Source organism: Amycolatopsis sp. NPDC102522 (assembly GCF_055584485.1).
Map to the genome: position 1 here is coordinate 38328 of NZ_JBVJLY010000016.1, position 25960 is coordinate 64287.

Consider the following 25960-nt stretch of genomic DNA (forward strand, 5'->3'; position numbering starts at 1 on the left):
TAATAAACATATAGCGCATAGGGGGACTTGCCACAAGACCCCGGTCATGCTTCAGACTCACTCGCCGTAGCCGAAACCTGGCGAAATGGGAGTCTGTGTCAACTCAGGGTCATGAAGAAGAACTCCGGACCGAACGCGAATACGTCGCCGGGCTCTACACGCGCCTGGACGCCGAACGCGCGCGGGTGAAGGGGGAGTTCCAGGCCGCGCTCGGGGGAACCGGCGGGACGGCCATGGAACGTGACGTCGAGGTGCGCGCGCTGGGCAGGGAGTCGCGGCGGCTGGACGTCGTGGACAACGGCCTGTGCTTCGGCAGGCTGGACAGCGACGCGGGGGAGACGGCCTACATCGGCCGGATCGGTCTCTTCGAAGAGGAGAACGACTACGAACCGGTGCTGCTCGACTGGCGGGCCCCGGCGGCGCGCCCGTTCTACACCGCGACAGCGGCGACGCCGGAGAAGATGCGCCGTCGCCGCCAGTTCCACACGCACGGGCGCGAGGTGCTCGGGTTCACCGACGAGGTGTTCGGCCGTCCCGGCGGCGACGCGGAGGGTGACGCGGCGCTGCTCGCGGCCGTCAACGCGCCGCGGGGCGAGGGGATGCGCGACATCGTCGCGACGATCCAGTCCGAACAGGACGAGATCATCCGGCACGAGCATCCCGGCGTGCTGGTGATCGAGGGCGGGCCGGGCACCGGGAAGACCGTGGTGGCGCTGCACCGTGTCGCCTACCTGCTCTACACCCAGCGCGAGCGGATGGAGCGCCACGGCGTACTCGTGGTCGGGCCGAATCCGGCGTTCCTGCACCACATCGGCCGGGTCCTGCCGTCGCTGGGCGAGACCGACGTGGTGTTCATGACCACCGGCGATTTCGTGCCAGGCAAGCACGTCACCGCCGAGGACGGCCCGGAGACGACGCGGCTCAAGGGTTCGCTGAAGATGCTGGACGTCCTCAAAGCCGCCGTCGCCGACCGTCAGCGGCTGCCTTCGGAGCCGGTGCTGGTCGACCTGGCCGACGTCACCGTCCGGATCGACGCCGAGACCGCGGAATGGGCCAGGGAAGAGGCGCGCAAGAGCGGTCTGCCGCACAACGAGGCGCGGGTGACGTTCACCGAGATCGTCACCTACGTCCTGACCGAGCGGGCGATCGCGCGGATCGGCCGCGGCTGGCTCAGCCGGGACGACCGCGACGAATGGGAGCGGCTGCGGAAGGACCTGCTCAAGGAACTGGCGGAGAGCGAGACGTTCACCACCGCGCTCGACGAGCTTTGGCCGATCCTGACGCCCGAAAGCCTGCTGGGGTCGCTGTTCTCTTCCGCGGACAGGCTGCGCGCCGCGGGTGCCGACCAGGCGTTGCTGCGCGCCGACGGGGAAGCCTGGACGGTGTCGGACATACCGCTGCTCGACGAACTCGTCGACCTGCTCGGCCGTGACAAGCGGGCGGACCAGGCGGCGGAGCGGGCCGTCGAGCGGGAGAAGAAGGCCGAGGCCGAGTACGCCGAAGGTGTGCTGGACACGATGAAACTCGACCGCGAGGAGATGGACGAGGACGTCATGCTGTCCGCCGAAAACCTCCTCTTCGCCGACGAACTCGCCGACCGCTTCGTCGAGCACGACACGCGCAGCCTCGTCGAGCGCGCCTCTGCGGACCGGGACTGGACGTACCGGCACGTCGTGGTCGACGAGGCGCAGGAACTGTCCGAAATGGACTGGCGGGTGCTGATGCGGCGCTGTCCCAACCGGTCCTTCACCGTCGTCGGCGATCTGGCGCAGCGCCGGTCCGAGGCCGGGGCACGGTCGTGGGACGCGATGCTGCAGCCGTACGTGCCGGGCCGCTGGGTCTACCGGTCGCTGACGGTGAACTACCGCACGCCGTCGGAGATCATGGCCGTCGCGGCGTCGGTGCTGGCCGAATTCGCGCCGGACGTCCGGGCGCCGGAGTCGGTCCGGTCCAACGGTGTGCGGCCGTGGGCGCGGCCGGTCACCGAGGACTCGCTGGCCGGCGCCATCGAGGAGTTCGTCAAGGACGAGGCCGGCCGTGAAGGCACCAGCGTCGTGATCGGGCCGCCGGGGGTGCCGGGCACCGTGCCCGCTTCGGAGACGAAGGGGCTCGAGTTCGACGCTGTCCTCGTCGTGGACCCGGCGCGGATCCTCGCCGACGGCCCGCGCGGCGCGGCTGAGCTCTACGTCGCGCTTACCCGCGCTACGCAGCGGCTCGGCGTCCTACACGAGGACGCCTTGCCGCCCGCTTTGGCCGGGCTGGCCCCGTAACCCACGAGTTGTCCTAGCGGGTCGGGTCCTTGCCGTTCGGCTGCCGCGGCCCGGGACCGGGCGACCACCAGCCGGGCACGACCTTCTCGCCGTGGATGATCGTCGGCGCGATCCCCTCGGTGAAGGGTTCGACCTGCAGCAGCTGGCCCCACGACTGACTGGGCTGGCCGATCAGGTAACTCGGCACCTCGGGTTCGGCGGCGACCTCTTCGAGCCAGCCGATCGGGCCGCCGTTGGTGCTGGACGCCCAGTTCGCCTCGTCGGCGACGGCGCCCGCGGTGATCCGGTACTCGGGCATCTTCGAGATGCCGTCGTGCGACGTCACCGGCTCCACGCACGGGTAGACGAACGACGCCGGCCAGTCGACGTACACCGGCTTGCCCGCGATCTTCTCGGTCAGCGTGGTGAACGTCGGCACGCGGGGAGCCGAGGCGGCGATCCAGCCGTCCTCGGTGAGGTCGTTGTCGACGATGTTGATCCGCACGGATGTCGTCTCGGCGGGAAGGTCACGCAGGTTGATCCGGGTGTCGTTCCAGCCGTTGGTCCCGGCGCCCGGCGGGAGCACGAACTGGCTCCGGACGACCTTCACGCCTTCGCCGGTGTTCACGCCGTAGTCGAGGCTGACCGACGTCGGCCGCCGCGACGCACCCGCTGTGGCGACCACGATCTGGCCGTCCGCGGGCTTCTCGGCGAGGGCGTACCAGTCGCTGCGCAGCCGTCCGGCCCGCGTTTCGGGGTCGAGGAAGCTGCTCCACATCGGCACCTCGTCGGGTTTGAAACCGTGCGGAGGTTCCGCGAGGGGGTCCTTGTCGTCGATCGCGCGGGTGTGGAACCCGGTCTGCACGCGGCCGTTGTCCTGTTCCGGATCGGGCAGCGGAGGCGGGGTCTGCCCGGCGGGCGGCTCCTCCTTCTTCACCGGCACGGTCCGCTGTTCGGGCTGGGCCCGCAGGATGCTGGTCGCGGCGTCGCGTTCCACCATCACGTGGTCGGAGAGGTTGCAGCTCTTGCCGGACAGATGCCCGAAGTTCGCGGCGCCGAGGCTGTAGGAACCGGCCTGGGTGTGGATGGCCCACGCCATGCTGACGAACTCGCCCCCGGCCATGAGGCCACAGACGACCACCAGCGAGAGCGACCCGAGCCGCAGTGACCGGCCCCGGCCTTCCTGCGGCCCCGCGGACAGTCCCGGCCGGTGCGCGCGGACGTTCTCCACGAACGCGTAGATCCCCGAGATCGCGGCCGCGACCAGCAGGATCGTCGACAGCGGGAGCCCGCCGATCGACGGCGCCACCCCGGTCCACTGCACGCCGAGCTTCGAAACGAACCAGAAGGAGTTGGGGCCGGTCGCGGCCAGCGCGCCGACCACGAGCAGCCCGGCGAGGAACGCCGCCCGGTTCCGTCTCGAGCGCAGCACCGTCGAACTGGTCGCCAGCGCGGTCAGCGCCGCCATGGCCGCGCCGACGGCGGCGAACGCGCCGAAGTGGTGCGTCCACTTGGTCGGGGTCAGCGCCAGCAGCAGGAAGAACAGAGCGACCGTGCCGATCAGGCGGCGGCTGGGGCCGAGCGCGGCGCCGGGGATCCGGCCGCGGCGCAGCAGCACCACCAGGCAGGTCCCGGTGCACAGCAACACGAGCAGCACGGGGAACCGGCGCGGCATGGAGCCGTCCGGCAGGCTTTCGAAGAGCAACTGGTAGCGCGCGAGTTCCTGGAACCACGACAGGTTCGGGCCGACCTGGGTGCGGATCCGGGTCGCCTCCTGCACGGTGGCGAAGGTCTGGTCGGCGAACACCACGACCAGCACCAGAAGGCCGGCGGCCAGCACCGGCGCGAGCACCGGCAGCCAGCCGTTCTCGGCGCGCTGGCGGACCAGTTTGAACAGCGGGCGGGCGGCGACCAGGAACGGCGCGACCGCGATCAGCCCGGTCGGCGTCGCGGCCAAGGTGAACCCGGCCGCGGTGAGACCGAGGGCCAGCGGCAGCAGACGGCGTGTCACGAGCGCGCGCTCCACGGCGCAGATCGCCAGCAGCGAGCCCAGCGCGGCGACCGGTTCCGGCCGGACACCGTTGTTGAACGGCATCCACCAGACCAGGAAGACCGCGGCGGCGGCCCAGCCGGCCGCGCGGCTCGTCCGCACCTGGGTGCCGAGCCGCGGCATGACCTCGCGGCTGATCAGCAGCCAGCTCAGCACGCCGAGCAGGAACGACGGGAGCCGGATCCACGGCGGCACCGTGCTGACGTGCGCCATCAGCTGGTACACGTGGTAGAACCAGCCGAACGGCGCCTCGGCGACGCCGAACCAGCGGTGGTAGTTCGTGAGGTAGCCGGTCTCTTCGGCCACTCTCGACATCGTGAGGATGTAGCCGTCGTCGGAGGTGACCGGGCCGATGAAGACCCACGCGCCGAGCGCGATGATCACCGTCGCGTCGCGGGCGGTCAGCCGCCACCAGCCGACCGGCGCCCAGCGCGGCGCGCGGCGGGCGGAACCGGAGTCCATCCGCCACACCGCGATCAGGCAGCCGATGAACGACAGCGCCGCGATCACGCCGATGATCCACTTCAGCACCGTGGGCGAGGTCTGGTAGCGGGTGTCCGGGACGACGGAGACGTGCAGGCCGTCGATCGGGTCCTTGCCCGCGTTGAGCGACGAGTAGATCCCGACCAGCCGCGGCCGGACATCGCCCTCCGCGTGGAAGACCACGGTCTCGGCGACGGAAAGCGTCATCTGGTTCGCGTCCGCACGGAGCTTGATATCGCATTTGTCCTGTGCCGCTGACTGAGGCGGCAGCGGCTGCTGCACGATCTGCTGTCCCTGGCTGGACGCGAGCAGCACGCCGTTGTCGATGCGCAGCTGCAGGCCGACACCCTTGCCCGCGCGCGGGTCGGTGCGGCCGTCGGGAACGGTGGAGAACAGGAGTGCTTGGCCCTGCGAACGCGCGTCGAGTGATCGGACGGTCGTGCACGGCAGATCGACGCGCAGATCCTGGGCCCAGTACCCGGTCAAGGGCGCGTTGACGGAGCGGGTGTCGCCGCCCGTTGGCCAGACGACCTCCGCTGTGTCCTGCACCACCGGCAGGAAGGGGAAAGCCAACGCGCACAAGGCGGAGAGCAACCCCAGCGTGACAGCGATCAAACGCATCGGCGCAACGCTAACGGGTCTGGTCCGAACGGCTTACGCAGGGCTGCCCTTCGTCGCGCCGCTGATCCAGGTTATAGCGTCCTGAACTGTCGTTACGCTGGCCGTTTCGGGTCGCTTCGGCCGTCGGACGACGACCACGGGGAGGCCCAGCGCGCGGGCCGCGGCGAGTTTCGCGGCGGTCATCGCGCCGCCGCTGTCCTTGGTGACGAGCACCCGGACGCCGTGCCGCTCCATGAGCGCGCGTTCCTTCTCCACTGTGTACGGCCCGCGGTCGAGCAGGACTTCGCGCCGCCGGGGGAGCGGCGCCTCGGGTGGGTCGACGCAGCGGATCAGGAACCAGAGATCGAGTCCCGCGAACGCGGCAAGACCTTGACGCCCGCTGGTGAGGAAGACGCGGTCGCCGAGAGCCGGGAGCAGCCGCGCGGCGTGGTCGAGGTCGTCGGCCCAGTGCCAGGTGTCGCCGGGCTGTTCGGTCCAGCCGGGCCTGGCCAGCCTCAGCAACGGTGTGCCCGTCGCGCGGGCGGCTTCGGCCGCGTTGGCGCCGATGCGTTCCGCGAAAGGGTGTGTGGCGTCGATCATCGCCTTGACGTCGTTCTCGGTCAGCCAGCGCGCGAGACCTTCAGCGCCGCCGAAGCCGCCGAGGCGCACTTCGCCGTCCGGCAGTTTCGGCCGCGCGACGCGGCCCGCTAGTGACGACACGACCTGCTCGCCGCGCGCCACCAGTTCCTTCGCGAGCTCTCGCGCTTCGCCGGTGCCGCCCAGGATCAGCAGCGTCATCGCGCCACGGCCGCGCGCCACCGTTCCAGCGTGCGCAGGTTGGCGAGCGTTTCGGCCCAGGTGAGCTCGGGTGCCTGCCGGTCGGCGAGATGCGTGGCGACGTGGTCGGCCTCGCGAGCGAAGAGGCCTTGAGTCGCTTCGACCTCGATCACCTCGGGCTCGCCACCTTCCGGGGTGAGGACGATCTGCGAGGTCTTCGGCTTGCGCATTTCGTGGATCCACGCCGGTTTCGGCACGTACAGCTGTCCTTGCGAGCCGTACACGCGGATGTGGTCGTCCTGCGTCAGCTGAAACCCGCAGGACACCTGCGCGATGATCCCGCCGGGCAGCCGCAGCAGCCCGGACGCGAACTCGTCGACACCGTTCTGGTCGAGCCTCGCCATCCCGAGCACCTCGTCGGGCTCGACGACGTCCTGCCCGGTCGCGGCCTGCGAGACCAGCCGCGCGAGCGAGGTGCAGTAACAGCCGACGTCGAAGATCCCGCCGCCGCCCAGCGCGGGATCGGTGAGCCGGGGGACGGCGAAGTTGTAGCTGAAGGCGACGTCCACCGCGCGGACCTCGCCGATGGCGCCGCAGGAGATCAGCTCGGCCAGCCGCCGGATCTGCGGGTGCAGCCGGTACATGAACGCCTCCATGAGGAAGACGTCGTTGACGCGGGCCGCTTCGATGACCTTCTCGGCCTCGCTGACCGACACGGTCAGCGGTTTCTCGCACAGGATGTGCTTGCCCGCCTCGGCCGCGCGGATCGCCCACTCGCCGTGCAGGGGATGCGGCGTCGAGATGTAGACCGCGTCGACGTCCGGATCGGCGAGCAGATCCTCATAGGAGCCATAGCATTTCGGGATCTCGAAGCGGTTCGCGAACTCGGCCGCCCGGTCACCGGACCGCGCCGCGACGGCTTCGAGCACGCCGTGCTTGCTCTCTTCGACGCCCGCCGCGAACTCGGCGGCGATGGTCCCGGCGGCCAGCAGGCCCCAGCGTAGGTTCTTCACAAGGACTCCGGTTGGTTGGCGCGATCCCTGGTGGCCGAATACAAGAAGCTATCGGGAAATCCTTCGGCCGCAAGGACTTCCCCGACGAAGATCATCGCCGCGCGGCTGATCCCGGCCGCACGCGACCGCGCGGCGATGGTGCCGAGCGTGCCGCGCAGCACCTGCTCACCCGGCTGGCTCGCCAGCGCGACGACCGCCGCCGGGCAGTCTTCCCGATAGAACGGCCGCAGTTCGTCGACTACCTGCTCGATGCGGTTGATCGCCAGGTGCAGCGCGAGCGTGGTGCCGGTCCGCGCGAAGTTCGCCAGCGTCTCACCCGGCGGCATGGCCGTGGACCGCGCCTGGGCGCGCGTGATGACCAGGCTCTGGCCGACCTCGGGCACGGTCAGCTCGCGGTTGAGCAGCGCGGCCGCGGCGGCGAACGCGGGGACGCCGGGGGTGACGTCGTAGGGGACACCGGCCGCGTCGAGGCGGCGCATCTGCTCGGCGACAGCGCTGTAGATCGACGGATCGCCCGAGCACAGCCGCGCGATCTCGTGGCCGTTCCCGTGGGCCTCGACCATGCGCTCGACGATCGCGGGCAGGTCGAGGTTCGCGGTGTCGATGAGCACCGCGTCGTCCGGGCAGTACTCCAGGAGGGCTGTCGGCGTCATGCTGCCGGGGTACAGGCAGGTTCCGCAGTGGCCCAGCTGGTCACGGCCTCGCACGGTGATGAGGTCGGCGGCACCGGGACCGGCGCCGATGAAGTGCACTGTCAAGGTTTGCTCCACTGTGTCACGGCTCGTGCCGGGGTCCAGCCGGTGAATCCACCCAGCGGCGCCGCCTGTTCGACGCCGACGCGGATCAGCTCGCCGCCGTGTTCGGTGTACGCGCAGGCCAGGGCCTGCTCGGATTCGAGGGTCACGCCGTGCGCGACGATCCGCGCGCCGGTCGACAGGCAGGCGTCCAGGACACCGGGCACGGTCAGCCCGCCGCCGATGAAGATCGCGTGCGGCCTGGTCAGTCCTTCTAGTGCGTCTGGCGCGCCGCCGATCACCACTTCGAGTTCGGGGACGCCGAGCGCGTGCGCGTTCCGGGTGATCCGGGCGGCTCGCTCCGGGGAACGTTCGATCGCGATCGCGCGGTTCAGCGGATGCATCCGCGACCACTCGATCCCGACGCTGCCCGCGCCCGCCCCGACGTCCCACAGCAGTTCGCCGGGCGACGGCGCGAGCCTGGCCAGCGCGGACGCGCGCAGGTCGCGTTTGGTGAGCTGGCCGTCGTGCTCGAAGGCGTCGTCCGGCAGACCGGTGAGGGGCAGCGCGGGTCCGTCGGCCTCGAGGGCGAACACGGTCAGCGAGCCGGGGCCGATCCGCTCGTCGGGGCCGCCGAGGTCGGACAGCGCGGTGACGCGGCTCTTCTCGTACCGGCGGGTTCTGAGCAGGTCAAGCAGGTCTTCGGCGTTCGCTCCGAGGACGAGGATCTTCCGTCCGGGCGCCAGGGCCCGGCTCACCCGGCCGATCGCGCGGCCGACGACCGTGACCACCTCGGTCTCCTCCGCCGACCAGCCGAGCCTCGCGCGGGCGAGCGTCACGGACGAGAGCGCGGGCAGGATCTCGACGTCGTAGCCGCGCTGGATCAGCGTCGTGCCGATGCCGGAAAGCAAGGGGTCACCGCTGGCCAGGACGCAGACGCCGCTCCGGCCCGCTAGGAAGTCGTCCAGAGCAGGGAGGAGCGGGCTGGGCCACGGCTCGGTTTTCACCCCGGCAGGCAGGTACGCGAGCTGGCGCGGAGCACCGACGACGACGTCCGCGCGCAGCACCGCTTCCCTGGCCTGCGCTGACAGGCCGGGCCAGCCGTCGGCCCCGATCCCGACCACGGTCAGGGGTGATTTTTCGCGCACGTTCGTCACGCTAGACGACGGATTTCCTGTGCGATGATCGGCCAGAGGTCGTCTACGACAGGGAGTGCTGTGAAGCCGTACCCGTTCACCGCCGTTGTGGGGATGCCCGATCTGCGCCTGGCGCTGGTGCTTTCCTCCATCTCGCCCGCCGTCGGCGGAGTGCTGGTGCGCGGGGAGAAGGGCACGGCGAAATCCACCATGGTGCGCGCGCTCGCCGGACTGCTGCCGGGCGTCGACGTCGTGGACGCGTGCCGGTTCTCCTGCGATCCCGTCGAACCCGACGCCGCTTGCCCGGACGGCCCGCACGCCGAGGGCTCGGCCGCGCATCGCCGTCCCGCGCGGCTGGTGGAACTGCCGGTCGGCGCGGCCGAAGACCGCGTGATCGGCTCGCTGAACCTGGAACGCGCGCTCGCCGACGGCGTCACCGACTTCCAGCCCGGGCTGCTCGCGGCCGCGCATCGAGGCCTGCTGTACGTGGACGAGGTCAACCTCCTGCACGATCACCTGGTCGACACGCTGCTCGACGCCGCCGCCATGGGCCGCGCGACCGTCGAACGCGAGGGCGTCTCGGTGTCGCACTCCGCCCGGTTCGTCCTGATCGGCACGATGAACCCCGAGGAAGGCGAACTGCGGCCGCAGCTGCTGGACCGCTTCGGGCTCACCGTCGAGGTCGCGTCCAGCCGGGACCCCGAACTGCGCGTCGAGGTCGTCCGGCGGCGGCTCGCCTACGAGGCGGACCCCGACGGTTTCGCCGGCCAGTACGCCGCTGCCGACGCCGAACTGGCGGCCGACATCGAGGCGGCGCAACGACTTCTGCCCTCGGTCAAACTGCCGGACGACGCGCTGCGGCAGATCGCCGAGGTCTGCGCCTCGTTCGAGGTCGACGGCATGCGCGCGGACATCGTGACCGCGCGGACCGCCGTCGCGCACGCCGCCTGGGCCGGGCGGACCGAGGTGACCACCGAGGACGTCCGGGTCGCGGCCCGGCTCGCGCTGCCGCACCGCCGTCGCCGCAATCCCTTCGACGCGCCCGGAATCTCCGAGGAACAGCTGGAGCAGGCCCTCCAGGACGCCCAGCCCGAAGACCCCGGCCCGGAAGGCCCCGACGACGACGGCCCCGGTTCGGGCACCCCGCCTCCTTCCGCGGAAGGCGACGCGCCTCCGCAGGAAGGCGGCCAGGAGCCGTCGGGCGGCGGCAAGAGCGGCGGCGACCAGAAGCCGGTCGGCGCCGGGGAAGCCTTTCGTGCCAAGCGTTTCGAGGTGAAGGGCACCGGAGAGGGTGCCGCCGGACGACGGTCGCGGGCGATCACCGACAACGGGCGGACCATCGGCGTCCAGCCCGCCGGGACCAAGGATGGGCATCCGCATCTGCTCGCGACCGTGCGCGCGGCCGCGCCGCATCAGCGGTCCCGCGGTCGCAGCGGCGCCGGACTCGTGGTGCGGCCGCAGGATCTGCGGTTCGCCCGGCGGGAAGGGCGCGAGGGCAATCTGGTGCTGTTCTGCGTGGACGCGTCCGGCTCGATGGGCGCGCGCCAGCGGATGCGCGAGGTCAAGACGGCCGTGCTGTCGCTGCTGCTCGACGCCTACCAGCGTCGCGACAAGGTGGGCCTGGTGACCTTCCGTGCCTCCGGCGCCGAACTCGCGCTTCCGCCGACCATCAGTGTCGACGCCGCCGCGTCCCGTTTGGACGGTCTCACGACCGGCGGCCGCACGCCGCTGGCCGAGGGACTCCTTGAAGCGGTACGGGTTCTGCGGATCGAAGCGGTCCGCGATCCGCAGCGGCGCCCGCTGCTCGTCGTCGTCACCGACGGCCGCGCGACCAGCGGCGCGGACGCCGTTCAGCGCGCGCGGCAGGCGGCCGGGCTGCTGGCCGGGAACGTGACGTCGATCGTGATGGACTGCGAGAGCGGCAAGATGCGCCTCGGGCTCGCCGCCGAACTGGCGGAACACCTGGGCGCGGAACATGTTCCGGTCACCGAGGTCGCCGCCGACACGCTCGCGGGCGCCGTCCGCACGCGTATTTCCGGGAGGGCGGCGTAATGCCACAGGGCAAACCGGAAACGGTGCCGAACGACGGGCTCACCACGCGCCAGCGTCGCAACCGGCCCCTGCTCGCCGTGAACACCGGCGAGATGAAGGGGAAGTCGACGGCCGCGTTCGGGATGGCGTTGCGGGCCTGGAACCAGGGCTGGTCGATCGGCGTGTTCCAGTTCGTGAAGTCGGCGAAATGGCGCGTCGGGGAGGAAGCCGCGTTCCGCGCGCTCGGCAAGCTGCACGAAGACACCGGCCAGGGCGGCGCTGTCGAGTGGCACAAGATGGGCGAGGGCTGGAGCTGGGCACGCAAGTCCGGGTCCGAGGAGGACCACGCCGTCAACGCCCGCGAGGGCTGGGCCGAGATCAAACGCCGTCTCGCCGCCGAAACCCACGACTTCTACGTCCTCGACGAGTTCAGCTACCTGCTGAAATGGGGCTGGCTCGAAGTCGACGACGTCGTCTCGACGCTGACGTCGCGCCCCGGGCACCAGCACGTGGTGATCACCGGCCGGTACGCGCCGCCGGAGCTGATCGAGGCGGCGGACCTGGTCACCGAGATGACCAAGGTGAAGCATCCGATGGACGCCGGGCAAAAAGGCCAGCGAGGCATCGAATGGTGAATCGCGTGGTCATCGCCGCGCCCGGTTCCGGGCACGGCAAGACCACGATCGCCGCGGGCCTCATGGCGGCGTTGCGCGCGCGGGGGCTGAGGGTGTCCGGGCACAAGGTCGGCCCCGACTTCATCGACCCGAGCTATCACGCCCTCGCGACCGGGCGGCCCCCGCGCAACCTCGACCCGTTCCTGCAGGGTGAGGAGCAGCTGATCCCGTTGCTGCGGCACGGTTCCGCCGGTGCCGACATCGCGATCATCGAAGGCGTGATGGGCCTGTTCGACGGCGCGCTGGGCACCGAGGGCTACGCGTCGACGGCGCACGTCGCGCGGCTGCTGGACGCACCGGTCGTGCTGGTGGTGGACGCCTCGGCGGCGTCGCGCAGTGTCGCCGCGACCGTGCTCGGGTTCGCGCAGTACGACACTTGCGTCCGGCTCGCCGGCGTCATCCTCAACAAGCTGGGCTCGCAACGGCACGCGGACGAGATCGTCACCGCGCTGGAAGCGACCGGTGTCCCGCTGCTGGGAACGTTGTACCGCAACGAAGAGATCCACGCGCCCAGCCGTCACCTCGGCCTTGTCCCGGCTGCCGAACGCGCGAGCGAGTCGGAGCGGCTGCTGCCGGAACTGGCCGGATGGATCAGCGAGGGAGTAGATCTCGGCGCCGTCGTCCAGGTCGCGCGATCGGCTTCCCGGCTTTCGGGCGAGCCTTGGCGGCCGCCGCTTTCCCATGACGGCCCGCGTACGGTGGTCGCCGCCGCGGCCGGTCCGGCATTCACCTTCCGCTACACCGAGGCCGACGAACTGCTGGCCGCCGCCGGCATCGACGTCGTCGAGGTGGACCCGTTGCAGGACAAGGAACTTCCCGAAGGCTGCGCCGGACTGTACTTCGGCGGCGGCTTTCCCGAGGTGCACGCCGAAGAGCTGTCGGCGAACGTCCCGCTGCGGACGGCGGTGGCGCGGGCGATCGGCGACGGAATGCCCGTCGTGGCCGAATGCGCGGGCCTGCTGTATCTCTGCCAGGACATCGACGGGATGCCGATGACCGGCGTCCTCGACGCCTCGGCCACCATGACCAAACGCGGGAAACTCGGCTACCGCAAGGCTTTCTCACCCGCGGACACCGTGCTGACCGTCGCCGGGCAGCGCGTCACCGGTCACGAGTTCCACCGCACGATCGTCGAACCCGGCAGCGGCCCGACACCGGCCTGGGGCTGGGACCGCACGCCCGACGGCTTCGCGTCGGCGTCGCTGCACGCGTCCTACCTGCACGTCCACTGGGCGGGCTACCCCGAACTCGCCGAGCGGTTCGCCGCCGCGGCACGCGCCCATGGCTGACTACGACCTCTGGCACCACGGAGACCGCGAGGTCGGCGACGGGCTCGTCGATCTGGCGGTCAACGTCCGGCTCCCGGCGCCGCCCGCCTGGCTGCGCGCCGAACTGGCGGCGGCCCTGGACGATCTGGCCGCCTATCCGGACGTCCGCGCCGCTGCGGCGGCGGTGGCCCGGCGGCACGGTCTACCGGAGTCCCAGGTGCTGGTGACCTCGGGCGCGGCGGAGGCTTTCACGCTGCTGGCCACGGCTTTGCGGCCGTCGCGCGCGGTGGTCGTGCATCCGCAGTTCACCGAACCCGAAGCCGCCTTGCGCGCGGCCGGGCATCCCGTGACCCGGGTGCTGCTGTCCGCCGACGACGGCTTCCGGCTGGGCGACGTTCCGGACGACGCGGACCTGGTCTTCGTCGGGAACCCCACGAACCCGACTTCGGTCCTGCACCCGGCCGCGGACCTGCTGGCCATGGGCCGCCCGGGCCGGCTGGTCGTCGTCGACGAGGCCTTCCTCGACGCCGTCCCCGGCGAGACCGAAAGCGTCGCGGGACAACCCGGGTTCGCCGTTCTCCGGAGCCTGACGAAAACCTGGGGGATCGCCGGGCTGCGCGCCGGATACGTGCTGGCGGACGAGTCCGTTGTGGACAGTCTGCGCGCGGTCCAGCCGCCGTGGTCGGTGTCCTCCCTCGCCGCCGTCGCCGTGGTGGCGTGCTGCCGCCCGTCGGCGCTGGAGGAGGCCGAGAAGCTCGCGGTGTCGGCGGAATCGGATCGGGAGTACCTGGTTTCGGGGCTGACGGCGCTGGGTGTCGAGGTGCTGGGGGAGCCGCGAGGGCCGTTCGTGCTCGTGCGGCTGCCCGGTGCGGACGGCGTTCGGGAACGGTTGAGGGAGAACGGTTTCGCGGTCCGGCGTGGGGATACGTTCCCGGGGCTGGACTCGCGGTACCTGCGGATCGCGGTGCGGGATCGGGAGACGGTGGACCGTTTCCTGGCCGCGCTCGCCGAGGTCAGGTCGTCGTGAGTGGTAAGGCTGGTTAGAACCGTCCAAAACACTCACGACCACACCCCCCGGGATGGTTGGATGAGCCGGTGAACTTCGTGATCGGCGTCTTCGATCTCTTCGCCTACACCATCCCCGGCGCGCTGTACGTCGCGTTCTTCGGCTACCTCGGGACGAAACTCCACATCCTCACGGCCGCGAGCGTCGCCGGCGTGCCGACCGTGGTGCTGGTCGTCGTGATCGTGGTGCTGAGTTTCCTGCTGGGCTACCTGGCCTATCCGGCAGGCGACGCGCTGGAGCGGATCGTGCCGCGGAGGCGGGACCGGAACCCGGTCGAGGTGTTCCTCAAGCGCTCGCCCGCGGCCAAGGACCGCGCGTTCCTGAAGGAGAACCCGCATCTCCTGCTCGGCGCGCTGCAACTGCACGACAAGGAGGTCGCGGTCGACATCACGCGGCTGCGCGCGTCCGGGCTCATGGTGCGCAACTGCGCGCCGCCGCTGCTGTTCGGCGCCGTCGCCGCGATCGTCGAGATCTTCGCCGGGAAGCATCCGTTCATCGCGGCAGGGTTCGCGGTGCTGCTCCTGTTCGCGTCGCTCACGCTGGTTTCGCAGGGCCGGAAGCTCAGCCTGTGGGCCGGGATGAAGACCCTCGAACTGTGCTTCTGGATCCCGGAAATCGACGAGAAGCTGGCTGCGGACGAGGCTGCCCCGGAACCCTCCTGACCCCACATGCACCGGATGTCCTGAAGGACCCCTTTGAGACGATCAACGTCTTGAAGGGGGCCTTCAGGACATCGCCGGACCGTATGGGCCAGCGGGAAGGGATGCCCCGAATGTGGCATTGGGGACGTTCAATGTCCCCAATGCCACATTCGGGGCATCACGACGCACCGGACCGCGTGGAAGCACGAGCCCTCAGAACGACAAGCCGAGCAGAATCCCCGCCACGGCCACCTCGACACAGCCGCCGAGCACGTCCCCGGTGACCCCGCCCAGCCGCTGCACGCACCGCGCCAGCAGCGCCGACGCGGCCAGATACCCCAGCGCCACCGCGATCAGCCCTTGCCGCCACGGGAACACCAGCGCCGCCGCACCCGCGAGCACGGCGAACACCACCGCGGCGGTCCACACCGGCACCGAACCGGCGACGGTCGCGCCCAGGCCTTCCGGCCGGGCCGAGGGGACCCCGCGCGCGCAGCACAGGGACAGCACACCGCGTCCGGCGACGACGGCGATCGCGGCCGCGGCGACTCCGTGCCCGGCGGAGGTCGCGCCGGTCAGCGCGCCGACCTGCACGAGCAGCACCAGCACCAAGGTCGCGATCCCGGTCGGCCCGGAATCGCCGCGCCGCATGACCTCCAGCGCGCGGGCGCGGTCGTAGGAAGCGCCGAGCCCGTCGGCCGTGTCGGCGAGTCCGTCCAGATGGAGCCCTCGACTGCCCAGCGCCACCGCGCCCAGTGCGAGCGCCGCCGACGCGAAGGCGGGCAGGCCGACCAGTTCACCCAGGTAGACGATCGCCGAGGCGACGGCCGCGAGCGGCAAGACGGCCGGCGGAGCGAGCACCATCGCGCCACCGGCCACCCGCCGGTCGATCACCGACGGAGCCGGAACCCGGACCGTGGTCAGGGTTCCGACGGCCATCTTCAGCGCGTCGGAGATCAAGCCAGATCCGCCAGCAGGCCCATGTCCGCGAGGATCGCCCGCGCGGCCCTCAGCGTCGGCACCGCCTGCACCGCGCCGCTGCCCTCGCCGAGCCGCAGCCCGAGGTCGAGGATCGGCTCCAGCCCGAGCGCCTTCAACGCGTACGCCTGCGACGGTTCGGTCGACCGGTGCCCGGCCAGCCACCACTGCTCGGCGCCCGGCGCGATCTCGCGCGCGACGAGCGCCGCGGCACCGGAGAACACGCCGTCGAGCAGCACCGGGACCCCGCGGACCGCGGCCTGTACGAGAAAGCCCGACGTCGCGGCGAGACAAGCGCTGCCGAGAGCGGTCAGCACCGCGAAGGGGTCCTTCACCGCACCGGCCCTGGTCAAGGAGGCCTCGACGACGGCGACCTTCCGCGCCCGCCCGTCCTCGTCGATGCCGGTGCCTGTGCCGACGACCTCTTCCGCCGCCAGGCCGAGCACCGAAGCGACCACGGCCGCGCAGATCGTCGTGTTGCCGATCCCCATGTCGCCGGGGATGAGCAGATCCGCGCCGCCGTCGATCTCCTCGTCCGCGATCGCCAGCCCGTGCTCGAACGCCGTCCGCGCCTCACCCTCGGCGAGCGCGTCCTCGACATCGATCGAACCGGAACCCCGCCGGACCTTGTGCGCGGTGACCTCGGCGGGCACGTCCGCGCCGTCCCAGTCCACGGCGATGTCCAGCGCCCGCACCTTCGCCCCGGCCAGCGCGGCCAGCACACCGACACCACTCTTCCCGGCGAGGAACACGCGGACCATCGCCGCGGTGACCTCGCGCGGATACGCCGACATCCCGGAAACCCCGTGGTCCCCGGCGAACACGACCACCCGGACGTCGTCGAGCGGCCGCGGCGGGACGGTGCCGTGCGCCGCGCTGAGCCAGGCGGCCAGGTCTTCGAGCCGCCCGAGTGAACCCAGCGGCTTGACCAGACCGTCCAGTCTGGCGCGCGCGGCGGCTTCGGCGGCGGCGTCCGGGGTGGCGATACGCATGGCGGCTCCCTAAGGCAGGTCGAGCATCCGTCCGGCGACGACCAGCACGGTCCGGTCGGACTCGGCGGACACCCGGTTGTTCAACGCGCCCAGCACATCACGGAACACGCGTCCGGACACCGTCGCGGGCACCACACCGCTGCCGACCTCGTTGCTGACCGCGATCACCGGCACGTCGGCCTGTGCCCACGCCGCCAGGAAGTCCTCCAGCCGGTCGTCGAGCCGCCGTTCCCAGCCCTTGCGCTGCTCCCAGGCGCCGACCTCGTCGAGCACCCGGCTGATCCAGGTGCCGAGGCAGTCGATGAGCAGTGGATGCGTCGCCGTGCGCAGCACCGTGGCCAGGTCGGTGGTCTCGATCGTCTTCCAGTTCGCCGGCCGCCGCGCGCGATGCGCGGCCACGCGAGCGGCCCATTCGGGATCGTCGGCGCTCGGCGGCAGTCCGGGCGCGACGTAGGTCAGGTGCGGGTGGCGGGACGCGAGGCCCTCGGCGTGGCGTGACTTCCCAGAGCGGACGCCGCCCAGTATCAGCACCTTGCCGTCGTCGCGCGAATAGCGGCGAAGTGCCCTCGCGAGGGTCTCGAGACCCCCCGCGAGGCGATGCGTCAGCTTGGTCATACCCCGCATTCTCGTGCACGCGCTACCGTTCGCCACGTGCCACTCCGACAAGCCGCCACCGCAGCCGGACTCGTTACCGGTTACGTCGCCGACGCCGTGTTCGGAGATCCGCGAAAGAGGCATCCGGTCGCGGGCTTCGGCCGCGCCGCGCAAGCCCTTGAACAGCGGGTTTGGGCCGACTCGAAGGTTCGGGGCGCGGCGTACACCGCGGTCTGCGCGGGCACCGTCACCGGATTGGGGGTCGCGGCCCAGTTCTGGACCCGGAAGCGTCCGTTCGCGCGGTTCGCGCTCACCGCGGCGTCCACTTGGGTGGTCTTGGGCGGCAAGGGGCTCGCGGCCGAGGGCACTCGCATGGCCCGGCTGCTCGACGACGGCGATCTGCCCGGCGCGCGGCGGCGGCTGTCGCATCTGTGCGCCCGCGACGCCACCGGGCTCGACACCGAACAGCTCGCGCGCGCGACCACCGAGTCCATCGCCGAGAACACTTCGGACGCCGTCGTCGCGCCGTTGCTGTGGGGAGCCGTCGCCGGGATCCCCGGTCTGCTGGGCTACCGCGCGCTCAACACGCTCGACGCGATGGTCGGCTATCGCTCGCCGAAGTACGCCAACTTCGGCTGGGCGTCGGCCAGGACGGACGACCTGGCCAACCTGGTGCCCTCCCGTGTCGGCGCGGCGCTGACGGTGGTGTCCGCCCCGCTCGCGGGCGGGTTCGCCAAATCCGCGTTCCGGATCTGGCGCCGGGACGGGAAGCATCATCCGAGCCCCAACGCCGGCCAGGTCGAGGCCGCCTTCGCGGGCGCGCTCGGGGTCCGGCTGGGCGGGACGAACAGCTACGGCGGTCGCACCGAACGCCGCGGCGTCCTCGGCGACGGCCGCGAGCCTGAGCCGGTGGACGTGCGCCGCGCCGTCCGGCTGTCGCGAGCGGTCGGTCTCGCGGCGCTCGCCGTCGCTGTCGCGGTCACGCGGTGAGCGGCCTGCTCGTCGCGGGGACGACGTCGGACGCGGGCAAGAGCCTGGTCACGGCCGCCTTGTGCCGCTGGCTCGCGCGACAGGGTGTGCGGGTGGCGCCGTTCAAGTCCCAGAACATGTCGAACAACTCGATGGTGTGCGCGGACGGGGCCGAGATCGGCCGCGCGCAATGGCTGCAGGCGCGGGCGGCCAGGGTCGAGCCCGAAGCCGCGATGAACCCGGTACTGCTGAAACCCGGGAGCGACCGCCGCAGCCACGTCGTCGCGCTCGGGAAACCGTTCGGCACGCTGGAGGCGGGGGAGTACGCGACGGGCCGGGCAGGGCTCGCGGAGATCGCCTTCGACACGTTCTCTTCGTTGCGACAGCGCTTCGACGTCGTGCTGTGCGAGGGTGCGGGCAGCCCCGCCGAGATCAACCTGCGCGAGGGCGACTACGTCAACATGGGGCTGGCGCGACGCTTCGGCCTGCCCGTGGTCGTCGTCGGCGACATCGACCGCGGCGGCGTCATGGCCGCGATGTTCGGCACCCTCGCTCTCCTGTCCGCCGAAGACCAGGCGCTGGTTTCGGGCTGGCTGGTCAACAAGTTCCGCGGTGACGTGGGCCTGCTGCGGCCCGGCCTGGAGACGCTGGAGAAACTCACCGGCCGCGAGGTCTTCGGGGTGCTGCCCTGGCTCGACCAGGTGTGGATCGACTCGGAGGACGCGCTGGCCGCCGCGGGCTGGGGAGCGTCCGGTGGATCCCTGCGCGTCGCTGTCGTGCGGTTTCCCCGCGCCTCGAACGCGACCGACGTCGACGCGCTCGCCGCCGAGCCCGGTGTCTCGGTCGCGCTGACGGCCGATCCGGACACGGTCCGGTCCGCCGACGTGGTGATCCTGCCCGGTTCCCGCGCGACCGTGGACGACCTGGCATGGCTGCGTGCCCGCGGCTTGGCCGACGCCGTCCGGGAGCGGGCCGAGGCGGGCCGTCCGGTACTCGGGATCTGCGGCGGCTACCAGATGCTGGCCGCCGAGATCGAGGACGACGTCGAATCCGGCGCCGGGACGGTGCCCGGTCTCGGCCTGCTGCCGACGCGCGTCTCGTTCAGCGCGGACAAGGTGCTGGCGCGCCCCTCGGGGGAGTGGCGCGGCCGTCCCGTCGAGGCGTACGAAATCCACCACGGTGCCGTGACCGCCACCGGCCCCGCCGAGTCCTTTCTGGATGGTTACCGGCAGGGCGCGGTGTGGGGCACGATGTGGCACGGCGCCTTCGAGAACGACGAGTTCCGCCGCGCCTGGCTGGGCGAAGTGGCGGACTGGTCACCTGTCGACGGTGCGCCGGGTTTCGGCGTGCTCCGGGAGAGCATGCTGGAACGGCTCGCCGACGCTGTCGAGGTCCACGTCGACACCGTGGGTCTCATGCACCTGATCGAGGGTGGCGCTCGGCCCGGCCTGCCCTTCGTCCCGCCCGGCGCCTGAACGCGGCCGCAGCGCGCGCAGCACCAGCCGGACCACCGATTCGCCGAACTCCGCGGTGAGCGGGCCCGTGCGCAGCAGCCAGCGGTAGTACACCGCCCCGTAGAACAGATCCACCCCCGTTTCGAGATCGGTGCCGTCGATCGTCCCCGCCGTCGCGGCCAGCCGGAACCGTGCCCTCGTCGCCTCCAGCCACGGCCGCATCAGCCGCTCGTCCAGCTCCGCCGACAACTTCGCGTCACCCTGGATCGCTGTCAGCAGCGCGCGGTAGAACGCCTCGTACCCGCTGTCCGCCAGCGGGTCCACAGTGGACCGGAGCACCGTGCGCAGGTCGTCCTCGAAATCGCCGGTGTCCGGGAACGTCAGTTCGCCGGCGCCCTCCACCAGCGTCAGATACGCGTCCAGCACCAGCGCGCCCTTGTCCGGCCACCAGCGGTAGATCGTCTGTTTCCCGACTCCCGCCCGTGACGCGATCGCCTCCACCGCCAGCTTCGGGTAGCCCACCTCCCCGAGCAGTTCCGTCGCCGCTGTCAGGATCGCCTGCCGCGAGCGTTCGCTGCGCCGGGTCGGATCCGGGGACTTGACGTTTCCAGCCATGCCGGTATGGTAGCACCACGAGACGAGACGGTCCGTCTCGCTTGAATCGAAGGAGTCGGAATGCGTACTTGGTTCATCACCGGAGCAGGTCGCGGCCTCGGCCGCCTCGTCGTCGAGCACGCGCTGAGGGCGGGGGACAACGTCGTCGGCACCGCCCGCCGCCCCGAGGTCCTCGAAGACCTCGTCAAAGCGAGCGAGGGCAGATTGGTCGTCCTGCCTCTCGACGTCACGGAGAGACCCGCCGTCTTCACGACGGTCGAAAAGGCGGCCGAAGTGTTCGGGCGGATCGATGTCGTGGTCAACAACGCGGGCTTCGGCCTGATGGGCGCGGTCGAAGAGGTCGGCGAGGCCGACGCGCGGGCCATCATGGAGACGAACTTCTTCGGCGCGCTGTGGGTCACCCAGGCCGTGCTCCCCGTGCTACGGAAGCAGGGCGAGGGCCGGATCCTGCAGATGTCGAGCGTGAGCGGCCTGATGGCCGTGCCGACCATGGGCCTCTACAACGCGAGCAAGTTCGCCCTCGAAGGACTCAGTGACGCGCTCGCGCAAGAGGTCGAGGGTCTCGGAATCCACGTGACACTGGTCGAGCCGCGGGTCTACGCCACCGACTTCCTGGGTGCCAGCTTGAAGATGTCACCGCTGAGCCCGGCCTACGACCCGGTGCGCGCGGCGTTGATGGCGAAGTACGCCGACGGTGTCCCCGGCGACCCGGTGAAGGTCGCCGAGGCTGTCCTCGAACTGGTGGCCAGTGAGGCGCCGCCCCGCCGCCTGCTGCTCGGCGACGGGGACTTCGACGTCATCGTGGAACTGCACCGGGACCGCGTCGCGGAATGGCGCTCGTGGGAGTCGGTCAGCCGAGCTGCGGGCTAGCCACTTCCTTGCGCGCCAACGCCTTCTCGGCCAGGGCGCCGAAGGTCAGGCCGAGCGCGGTCCAGAGCACCAGCTGGGTGCCGACAGAGGCCAGCCGGAAGGTCCACAGCGTGGAACCCGGGAAACCGGTGGGGACTTCGTCGATCGAGGGCAGCAGCGCCGCCGCCACCCCGATCAGCACGACATACCCGCCCGCGACGATCAGGCCGCCGCGCCAGGCGCCGAGCTTGTCGGCCAGCTTCCGGCCGAACGCCGCCGCGAGGAGGCTGATCAGCAGCGAAAGCGCGACGAAGCCGAAGTACAGCGAAGTCCGGCTCCCGATCGTGCCCGCCTGGCCGACGGCGGGCGGATTCGCCGGGTACTTCAAGAACGGCACCAGGAACACGACCACGAAGGCGCCACCGGCGAGAAGCGCCGCGGTCATCCGCGGCCGCAGCGTGCCGAGCCGCCCGTAGACGAAGGCGAAGGCGAGCGAGAACAGCCCACCGACGGCGACGCCGTACAGGCCCACACCGGTCAGCAGGCCGACTGTGCTCTGCACGCCGCGCGTGACGAGCTCTTCCTCCGCGGGCTCAGCCTCGGCGGGAGCGTGTTCGTGGGCACCCGGAGCCGCGTCCGGAGCACTGTGCGAATGGGCGGAGGTGCCTTCGAGACCGATGGCGGTCTCGACCGAAGGCTCACCGAGGAAGTAGGCGAAAAGGGTCGCCAAGACACCAGCGACCAGGCCCGCGAGCATGCCGCGGACCAGCAAGGTCCTCATCATTGGGCGCGTGCCGCCTAGTGGCAGGGGAAGGCCAGCAGGTGCCGGCCGTCGTGGACGAACTCGTGGACGTACGAGTTCGCGAACACCGACACCGCACCCTGCTCGGCGCTGATGAAGTACAGCGTGATCAGCGAAAGGAGGATGACGAGCACCGCCCAGGGCAGGATCTCTCGGACGGGGATCCGGACGGGGACGGGTACTGCGGCTACCGCTTCGGACATGGCGGTGGGACCTCCTCGGGCTAGCGCGGCCTCTTCAGGGGTGACACGACGGCTCCGGGTCTGGCTTCCCCGAACCGGCTGGTTCGAGGTCACAGTGGCGCGACCGCGCGGAATCTCACCGCGTTCCGGGTGCCGTCGTCTGGCCGGTCGAGCGTAGGTCGCCGCGAAGCGTCCGGTCAATGTGACGGAACCGGTCGGCGCAGGCTCGTTACCGCCGGAATCCCTGCCGTCGGTGGCGGGGCGCATGCCAAAATCCAGCTATGACTCCAGCGGTGGCGGCACTCGATGTCGGCGGAACGTCCATCAAGGCGGCCTTGTACGACGCGGACCTGAAGGACCTGGCCAGCTTGCGCGAGCCGACGGCGCGTGGAGCGGACGGCGAGGCACTCGCGGACCAGGTCGCGCGGATCGTGGAGACACTGGGCAAGCAGGCAGGCACCGGCACGCCGGACGCCGTCGGCGTGGTCATCCCGGGCATCGTCGACGACGTCGAGCGAGTGGCCCGGTTCTCGGCGAACCTCGACTTCCGGAACGTCCCGTTCGGCGAGATGCTCGACAGTCGGCTGGGGCTGCCGTTCGCGTTCGGGCACGACGTCCGCGCGGGCGGGCTCGCGGAGTTCCGCGTCGGCGCGGGCAAGGGCTGCACCGACGCGGCCTTCATCCCGGTCGGTACCGGGATCGCGGCCGCGCTCCAGCTCGACGGGAAGCTGTACGCCGCAGGCGGGCAGGGTGGCGAAATCGGGCATATCGACGTCGGCCACCGGCTGCCGTGCGGTTGCGGCGCGACAGGATGCCTCGAGGCGATCTCGTCGGCTTCGGCCATCGCCCGCCGCTACAGCGAGCACACCGGACGCCCGGCCGAAGGCGCCGAGCAGGTGGTCGACGCCGCGCGGCACGGCGACGAGGCCGCGATCTCCGTGGTCAACGACGCGCTCGAAGGGCTCGGCCACGGCATCAAGACCCTGGTCACCCTGCTCGCGCCCGAGGTCGTCGTCCTCGGCGGCGGCCTGTTCACCGCGGGCGACTACGTCCTCGAACCGGTGCGGGCCTGGCTGAGCGCGAACCTGCAGTTCCAGCGCATGCCGGAACTGCGGATCGCGCAGCTCGGCGACGAGGCGGGCAGGCTCGGCGCGGCCCTGCTGGCGCTGGACCGGCTCAAGCCTTGACCACCCGCACGCCTTCCTCTTCGAAGGCGTGCACCCGCTCGGGATCCGCGCGGCCGTCGGTGACGAGAACGTCGACGTCGGCGGTCGCGCAGATCTTCGCGAAGGCGTGGCCGCCGAGCTTGCCGCTGTCGGCCAGCACGACGACCTGCCGGGCACGGGCCGCCATCAGCCGGTTCGTGCTCGCGTCGCCTTCGTGGTGCGCCTGCGCGCCGTGCACCGGGTCGAACGCGTCCACCCCGAGGAACACCAGATCCAGCGAGATCTGATCGAGGAACAGATGCGACAGCGGCCCGGACAGGTCGAACGACTGCTGCCGCGCGACCCCGCCGGTCACCACGATCTTGATGTTGGGCCGGACGGCGAGTTCGTGGGCGATGTTGAGTGCGTTCGTCACCACGGTGAGCGACGGCCCGCCGCTCGGCTCGCCCATGTCCGGCCGGGTCGCGAGCGCGCGGCCCACCTCGGTGCTCGTGGTGCCGCCGTTGAGCCCGACCACCATGCCCGGGTCGACCATTTTGGCCGCGGCGGCGGAAATCCGTTGCTGTTCCGGCGCGTTGCGCGCCGCTTTGTGCCGTAACGGAAGGTCGTAGGCGACGTTGCTCGCGACGGCGCCGCCGCGGGTGCGGACCACGAGATTGCGACCCGCCAGGTGATCGAGGTCCCGGCGGATCGTCGCGGGGGAGACACCGAGTTCGCCCGCCGAAACCTCGACGTCGACTTTTTCCCGCTCTCCCACCATGTCCAATAAAGCCGTCAGCCGTTCATGCCGGTTCATCCGAGCTCCCTCCCCGAAGCGCGATGTTGCTTACCGCACCGGACAAAGTACTACGCGTCGCGATGCGGTCGCCGGGAAGCGGCAGGTTTGGGACGCCGGGGAGGCGGAATCGGGAGAGTGAGCGCCGGTCACCCCCAGTGTGATCGGCGCCCACCCGACGGCCGGTACGCCCAGGACCGGCCTGTTTCGGAGGTTATCGCCGCGGGTTCCGGGCTGATATCCGCATTGCGCCCGGTCCGGTGACGTTTAGCGGATAACCCGCCATTCGATCACCGGAACCGGCCGCAGTGCGTGAGAAATCAGCCCCTGCCGCCCAGTCCGCGCAGGAACGCGAGTGACGGCATGAAGAAGTAGTCGCCGCCCTTCAGTGTCACCGCCTGCGGGAACGGATCCGCGGTCACCGTCCGGGTTCCCGCCCAGTCCTTGGCGTAGACGGATTCCGGACGCGGACCCTGTCCGATGACCGGATCCACACCTGGCGGCTTGACCCCGACCGCGGGAATCGGGAACCCCGGGTTGTTCGCCCAGGTCTCCTGGGTGAACTCGAACTGGTTGCCCAGGGACGAATTGAACGCCATGAACAGCAGGCCGACCCCGCCGCTCGGCCGGGCCGACGGCGGCAGATCGGCGTTCGGGTCGTCGGCCCGCTCGCCGTAGGGCACGCCCCGCCGCGCCATCAGGTGCAGGCGTTCCCGCGGGGGTAGTTCCGCCCCGCCGCTGCCGCGCGGGTTCGTCTTCCGGATGTGGGCCTGGAACGGGCATTTGGCACCGGAGATGTCACTTCCGTAGTCGAAGTTGTTCGGTACCGGGCTTTCCGCACCTTCTTGCCGTTGCGCGGTCAGCGGTGTGCCGTCCTCGAACCGGCCGACGATCATCGCCCCCGCGCGTTCACGGTCTTCGCCGGAGAGTCCCAGTTGATCGGCCAGAGCCTCTTCGGCCTGCTTGAATCGCCGCACATTCTGTTCCAATTTGCGGAAAACGAAGTAGCTGCCGAAATGCACCCCGGGATCGGGAGCGGCGCGATCGGGGACGAGCACCTGGTTCAATGGCGCGCTCGGGTCCCAGACGCTGATTCCGTCCGTCGCCGTCTTTTCCGCGTGGATGTCCTCGACCAGGAAGAGCGGCTGGCTCCGCCCGTCGACGTAGCCGAAATGTTCGATGCCTTCGCCGTGGGAATTAACCCGGCCGAGTCCGGTTTCCTCGGCGACGACGGAAATCGTCGACGGAACCAGCGCGAGAACCGCGTTCCGGCGCGCGGTCATCGGTGCGTCGGCGCCGTCGGCGACGATGACGACGGCGTGGATCTCGTCGTGGTATCCACTGTCGAACGTGGAGTGAGGCGGGTCGTCCAGCTTGTCGCGGGTCTCTTGTGTACGCATGCCACGGCGGAAGGATTCGTCTTGCGGTGCCTCGATTTTCAGGAATCGGTAGCCTGCCGAGGTCAGCCCGGCGCCGACGTAGGGAGACCCCTTCACCCCCTCTGCCTTGAAGCGCTCGATCTCGGTCATGTGGGTCTTCGCCGACTTCATCAGCGGGACGAGCGACGCGAGGAACTTTTTCGCGGTCTTTTCTTCCGAAAAACGGAGGAAAAGCGCGGAGAAATGGTCTCGGGCGTGCGCTTTGAGGATATTCGGCTGAAGTTCGTCGAGCATCTTCGCGGCGTCACCGGACGCCGTCTTCCATTCCAAGGGAATAGTCAGGTCAACGGGCATAACAAGGAACCCCCTCCTCGGGAACCCTGTCCGGCGGCCCCGGCAGGTCTTGCCGGTCCCCACCGCCGGGCGGGGCTTACTCCTTGATACAACCGATACCGAAAGACTGCTGACAGCACCCTCAAGTAT

At 70.7% G+C, this 25960-nt stretch carries 22 protein-coding genes and 1 pseudogene; 10 read left to right on the top strand and 13 right to left on the bottom strand.

The features are described 5' to 3' along the window. Nucleotides 1-95 precede the first annotated feature (95 nt). On the top strand, nucleotides 96-2270 hold the full coding sequence (gene helR / locus ACZ6YV_RS30265) for an RNA polymerase recycling motor ATPase HelR (RefSeq protein ID WP_465512842.1): 2175 nt from the start codon (nucleotides 96-98) through the stop codon (nucleotides 2268-2270). 13 nt (nucleotides 2271-2283) lie between these two features. On the opposite strand, the gene ACZ6YV_RS30270 is transcribed toward helR, so the two are convergent. From ACZ6YV_RS30270 to cbiE, 5 genes are read right to left on the bottom strand one after another with little or no spacing between them, the layout of a single operon-like run. Next, a complete protein-coding gene (locus ACZ6YV_RS30270; RefSeq protein WP_465512843.1) occupies nucleotides 2284-5403 on the bottom strand; it encodes an arabinosyltransferase domain-containing protein in 3120 nt (1039 codons plus the stop codon). A 33-nt stretch (nucleotides 5404-5436) separates the two neighbouring features. After that, nucleotides 5437-6180 (bottom strand): cobalt-precorrin-6A reductase, encoded by a 744-nt coding sequence (locus tag ACZ6YV_RS30275; protein WP_465512961.1) that lies wholly within the window; start codon nucleotides 6178-6180, stop codon nucleotides 5437-5439. Next, nucleotides 6177-7172: a Gfo/Idh/MocA family protein gene (locus ACZ6YV_RS30280; RefSeq protein WP_465512844.1), complete on the bottom strand. Its 996-nt coding sequence runs from the start codon at nucleotides 7170-7172 to the stop codon at nucleotides 6177-6179. Before ACZ6YV_RS30280 ends, ACZ6YV_RS30275 begins: the two co-directional genes overlap by 4 nt. Next, nucleotides 7169-7930: a precorrin-4 C(11)-methyltransferase gene (cobM, locus tag ACZ6YV_RS30285; protein WP_465512845.1), complete on the bottom strand. Its 762-nt coding sequence runs from the start codon at nucleotides 7928-7930 to the stop codon at nucleotides 7169-7171. The genes ACZ6YV_RS30280 and cobM overlap by 4 nt, the downstream gene beginning before the upstream one ends. Then, nucleotides 7927-9063, bottom strand: a complete 1137-nt coding sequence (gene cbiE, locus ACZ6YV_RS30290) for a precorrin-6y C5,15-methyltransferase (decarboxylating) subunit CbiE (protein WP_465512846.1) — start codon at nucleotides 9061-9063, stop codon at nucleotides 7927-7929. Before cbiE ends, cobM begins: the two co-directional genes overlap by 4 nt. Before the next feature lie 60 nt (nucleotides 9064-9123). Between cbiE and ACZ6YV_RS30295 the strand changes: the two genes are divergently transcribed. From ACZ6YV_RS30295 to ACZ6YV_RS30315, 5 genes are all read left to right on the top strand, one after another. Continuing rightward, complete coding sequence (locus ACZ6YV_RS30295) at nucleotides 9124-11094, top strand: putative cobaltochelatase (RefSeq protein ID WP_465512847.1); 1971 nt, start codon at nucleotides 9124-9126, stop codon at nucleotides 11092-11094. Continuing rightward, nucleotides 11094-11708 (top strand): cob(I)yrinic acid a,c-diamide adenosyltransferase, encoded by a 615-nt coding sequence (cobO, locus tag ACZ6YV_RS30300; RefSeq protein ID WP_465512848.1) that lies wholly within the window; start codon nucleotides 11094-11096, stop codon nucleotides 11706-11708. The genes ACZ6YV_RS30295 and cobO overlap by 1 nt, the downstream gene beginning before the upstream one ends. Continuing rightward, nucleotides 11702-13036, top strand: coding sequence for a cobyrinate a,c-diamide synthase (locus tag ACZ6YV_RS30305; protein ID WP_465512849.1), 1335 nt, complete (start codon nucleotides 11702-11704; stop codon nucleotides 13034-13036). The genes cobO and ACZ6YV_RS30305 overlap by 7 nt, the downstream gene beginning before the upstream one ends. Then, nucleotides 13029-14042 (top strand): Rv2231c family pyridoxal phosphate-dependent protein CobC, encoded by a 1014-nt coding sequence (cobC, locus tag ACZ6YV_RS30310; protein ID WP_465512850.1) that lies wholly within the window; start codon nucleotides 13029-13031, stop codon nucleotides 14040-14042. The genes ACZ6YV_RS30305 and cobC overlap by 8 nt, the downstream gene beginning before the upstream one ends. 68 nt (nucleotides 14043-14110) lie before the next feature. Continuing rightward, nucleotides 14111-14743 carry a hypothetical protein gene (locus ACZ6YV_RS30315; RefSeq protein WP_465512851.1) on the top strand — a complete coding sequence of 211 codons (633 nt, stop codon included), beginning with the start codon at nucleotides 14111-14113 and terminating at the stop codon, nucleotides 14741-14743. 192 nt (nucleotides 14744-14935) lie between these two features. Here the strand turns inward: ACZ6YV_RS30315 and ACZ6YV_RS30320 are convergent, their stop codons facing one another. The 3 genes from ACZ6YV_RS30320 to ACZ6YV_RS30330 are packed head-to-tail and all read right to left on the bottom strand — an operon-like array spanning nucleotide 14936 to nucleotide 17307. Further along, nucleotides 14936-15682 (bottom strand): adenosylcobinamide-GDP ribazoletransferase, encoded by a 747-nt coding sequence (locus ACZ6YV_RS30320; protein WP_465512852.1) that lies wholly within the window; start codon nucleotides 15680-15682, stop codon nucleotides 14936-14938. After that, on the bottom strand, nucleotides 15679-16692 hold the full coding sequence (gene cobT / locus ACZ6YV_RS30325) for a nicotinate-nucleotide--dimethylbenzimidazole phosphoribosyltransferase (RefSeq protein WP_465512853.1): 1014 nt from the start codon (nucleotides 16690-16692) through the stop codon (nucleotides 15679-15681). The genes ACZ6YV_RS30320 and cobT overlap by 4 nt, the downstream gene beginning before the upstream one ends. Before the next feature lie 9 nt (nucleotides 16693-16701). Continuing rightward, complete coding sequence (locus ACZ6YV_RS30330; protein WP_465512854.1) at nucleotides 16702-17307, bottom strand: bifunctional adenosylcobinamide kinase/adenosylcobinamide-phosphate guanylyltransferase; 606 nt, start codon at nucleotides 17305-17307, stop codon at nucleotides 16702-16704. 36 nt (nucleotides 17308-17343) lie between these two features. Between ACZ6YV_RS30330 and ACZ6YV_RS30335 the strand changes: the two genes are divergently transcribed. Beyond that, on the top strand, nucleotides 17344-18276 hold the full coding sequence (locus ACZ6YV_RS30335) for a cobalamin biosynthesis protein (RefSeq protein WP_465512855.1): 933 nt from the start codon (nucleotides 17344-17346) through the stop codon (nucleotides 18274-18276). Next, nucleotides 18273-19730: a cobyric acid synthase gene (locus ACZ6YV_RS30340; RefSeq protein WP_465512856.1), complete on the top strand. Its 1458-nt coding sequence runs from the start codon at nucleotides 18273-18275 to the stop codon at nucleotides 19728-19730. The genes ACZ6YV_RS30335 and ACZ6YV_RS30340 overlap by 4 nt, the downstream gene beginning before the upstream one ends. Nucleotides 19731-19763: 33 nt before the next feature. Here ACZ6YV_RS30340 and ACZ6YV_RS30345 read toward each other — a convergent pair. After that, nucleotides 19764-20324 (bottom strand): annotated as a pseudogene (locus ACZ6YV_RS30345) (TetR/AcrR family transcriptional regulator); the annotation flags it as partial. A 60-nt stretch (nucleotides 20325-20384) separates the two neighbouring features. Here ACZ6YV_RS30345 and ACZ6YV_RS30350 point away from each other — a divergent pair. Continuing rightward, entirely contained in the window at nucleotides 20385-21194 is an 810-nt protein-coding gene (locus ACZ6YV_RS30350; protein ID WP_465512857.1) for an SDR family NAD(P)-dependent oxidoreductase, read from the top strand. Here ACZ6YV_RS30350 and ACZ6YV_RS30355 read toward each other — a convergent pair. Together ACZ6YV_RS30355 and ACZ6YV_RS30360 are read right to left on the bottom strand one after the other, a co-directional pair. Then, nucleotides 21175-21957, bottom strand: coding sequence for a CbtA family protein (locus tag ACZ6YV_RS30355; RefSeq protein WP_465512858.1), 783 nt, complete (start codon nucleotides 21955-21957; stop codon nucleotides 21175-21177). The genes ACZ6YV_RS30350 and ACZ6YV_RS30355 overlap by 20 nt on opposite strands. Nucleotides 21958-21971: 14 nt before the next feature. After that, complete coding sequence (locus tag ACZ6YV_RS30360) at nucleotides 21972-22178, bottom strand: CbtB domain-containing protein (RefSeq protein WP_005162643.1); 207 nt, start codon at nucleotides 22176-22178, stop codon at nucleotides 21972-21974. A gap of 272 nt (nucleotides 22179-22450) precedes the next feature. Here ACZ6YV_RS30360 and ACZ6YV_RS30365 point away from each other — a divergent pair, with 272 nt between their 5' ends. Further along, nucleotides 22451-23344 carry an ROK family protein gene (locus ACZ6YV_RS30365; RefSeq protein ID WP_378241595.1) on the top strand — a complete coding sequence of 298 codons (894 nt, stop codon included), beginning with the start codon at nucleotides 22451-22453 and terminating at the stop codon, nucleotides 23342-23344. Here ACZ6YV_RS30365 and ACZ6YV_RS30370 read toward each other — a convergent pair. Next, entirely contained in the window at nucleotides 23334-24119 is a 786-nt protein-coding gene (locus ACZ6YV_RS30370; RefSeq protein WP_465512859.1) for a DeoR/GlpR family DNA-binding transcription regulator, read from the bottom strand. The two genes, ACZ6YV_RS30365 and ACZ6YV_RS30370, sit on opposite strands and share 11 nt — an antisense overlap. A gap of 299 nt (nucleotides 24120-24418) precedes the next feature. Next, complete coding sequence (locus ACZ6YV_RS30375) at nucleotides 24419-25831, bottom strand: Dyp-type peroxidase (protein WP_465512860.1); 1413 nt, start codon at nucleotides 25829-25831, stop codon at nucleotides 24419-24421. Between the last annotated feature and the right edge of the window lie 129 nt (nucleotides 25832-25960).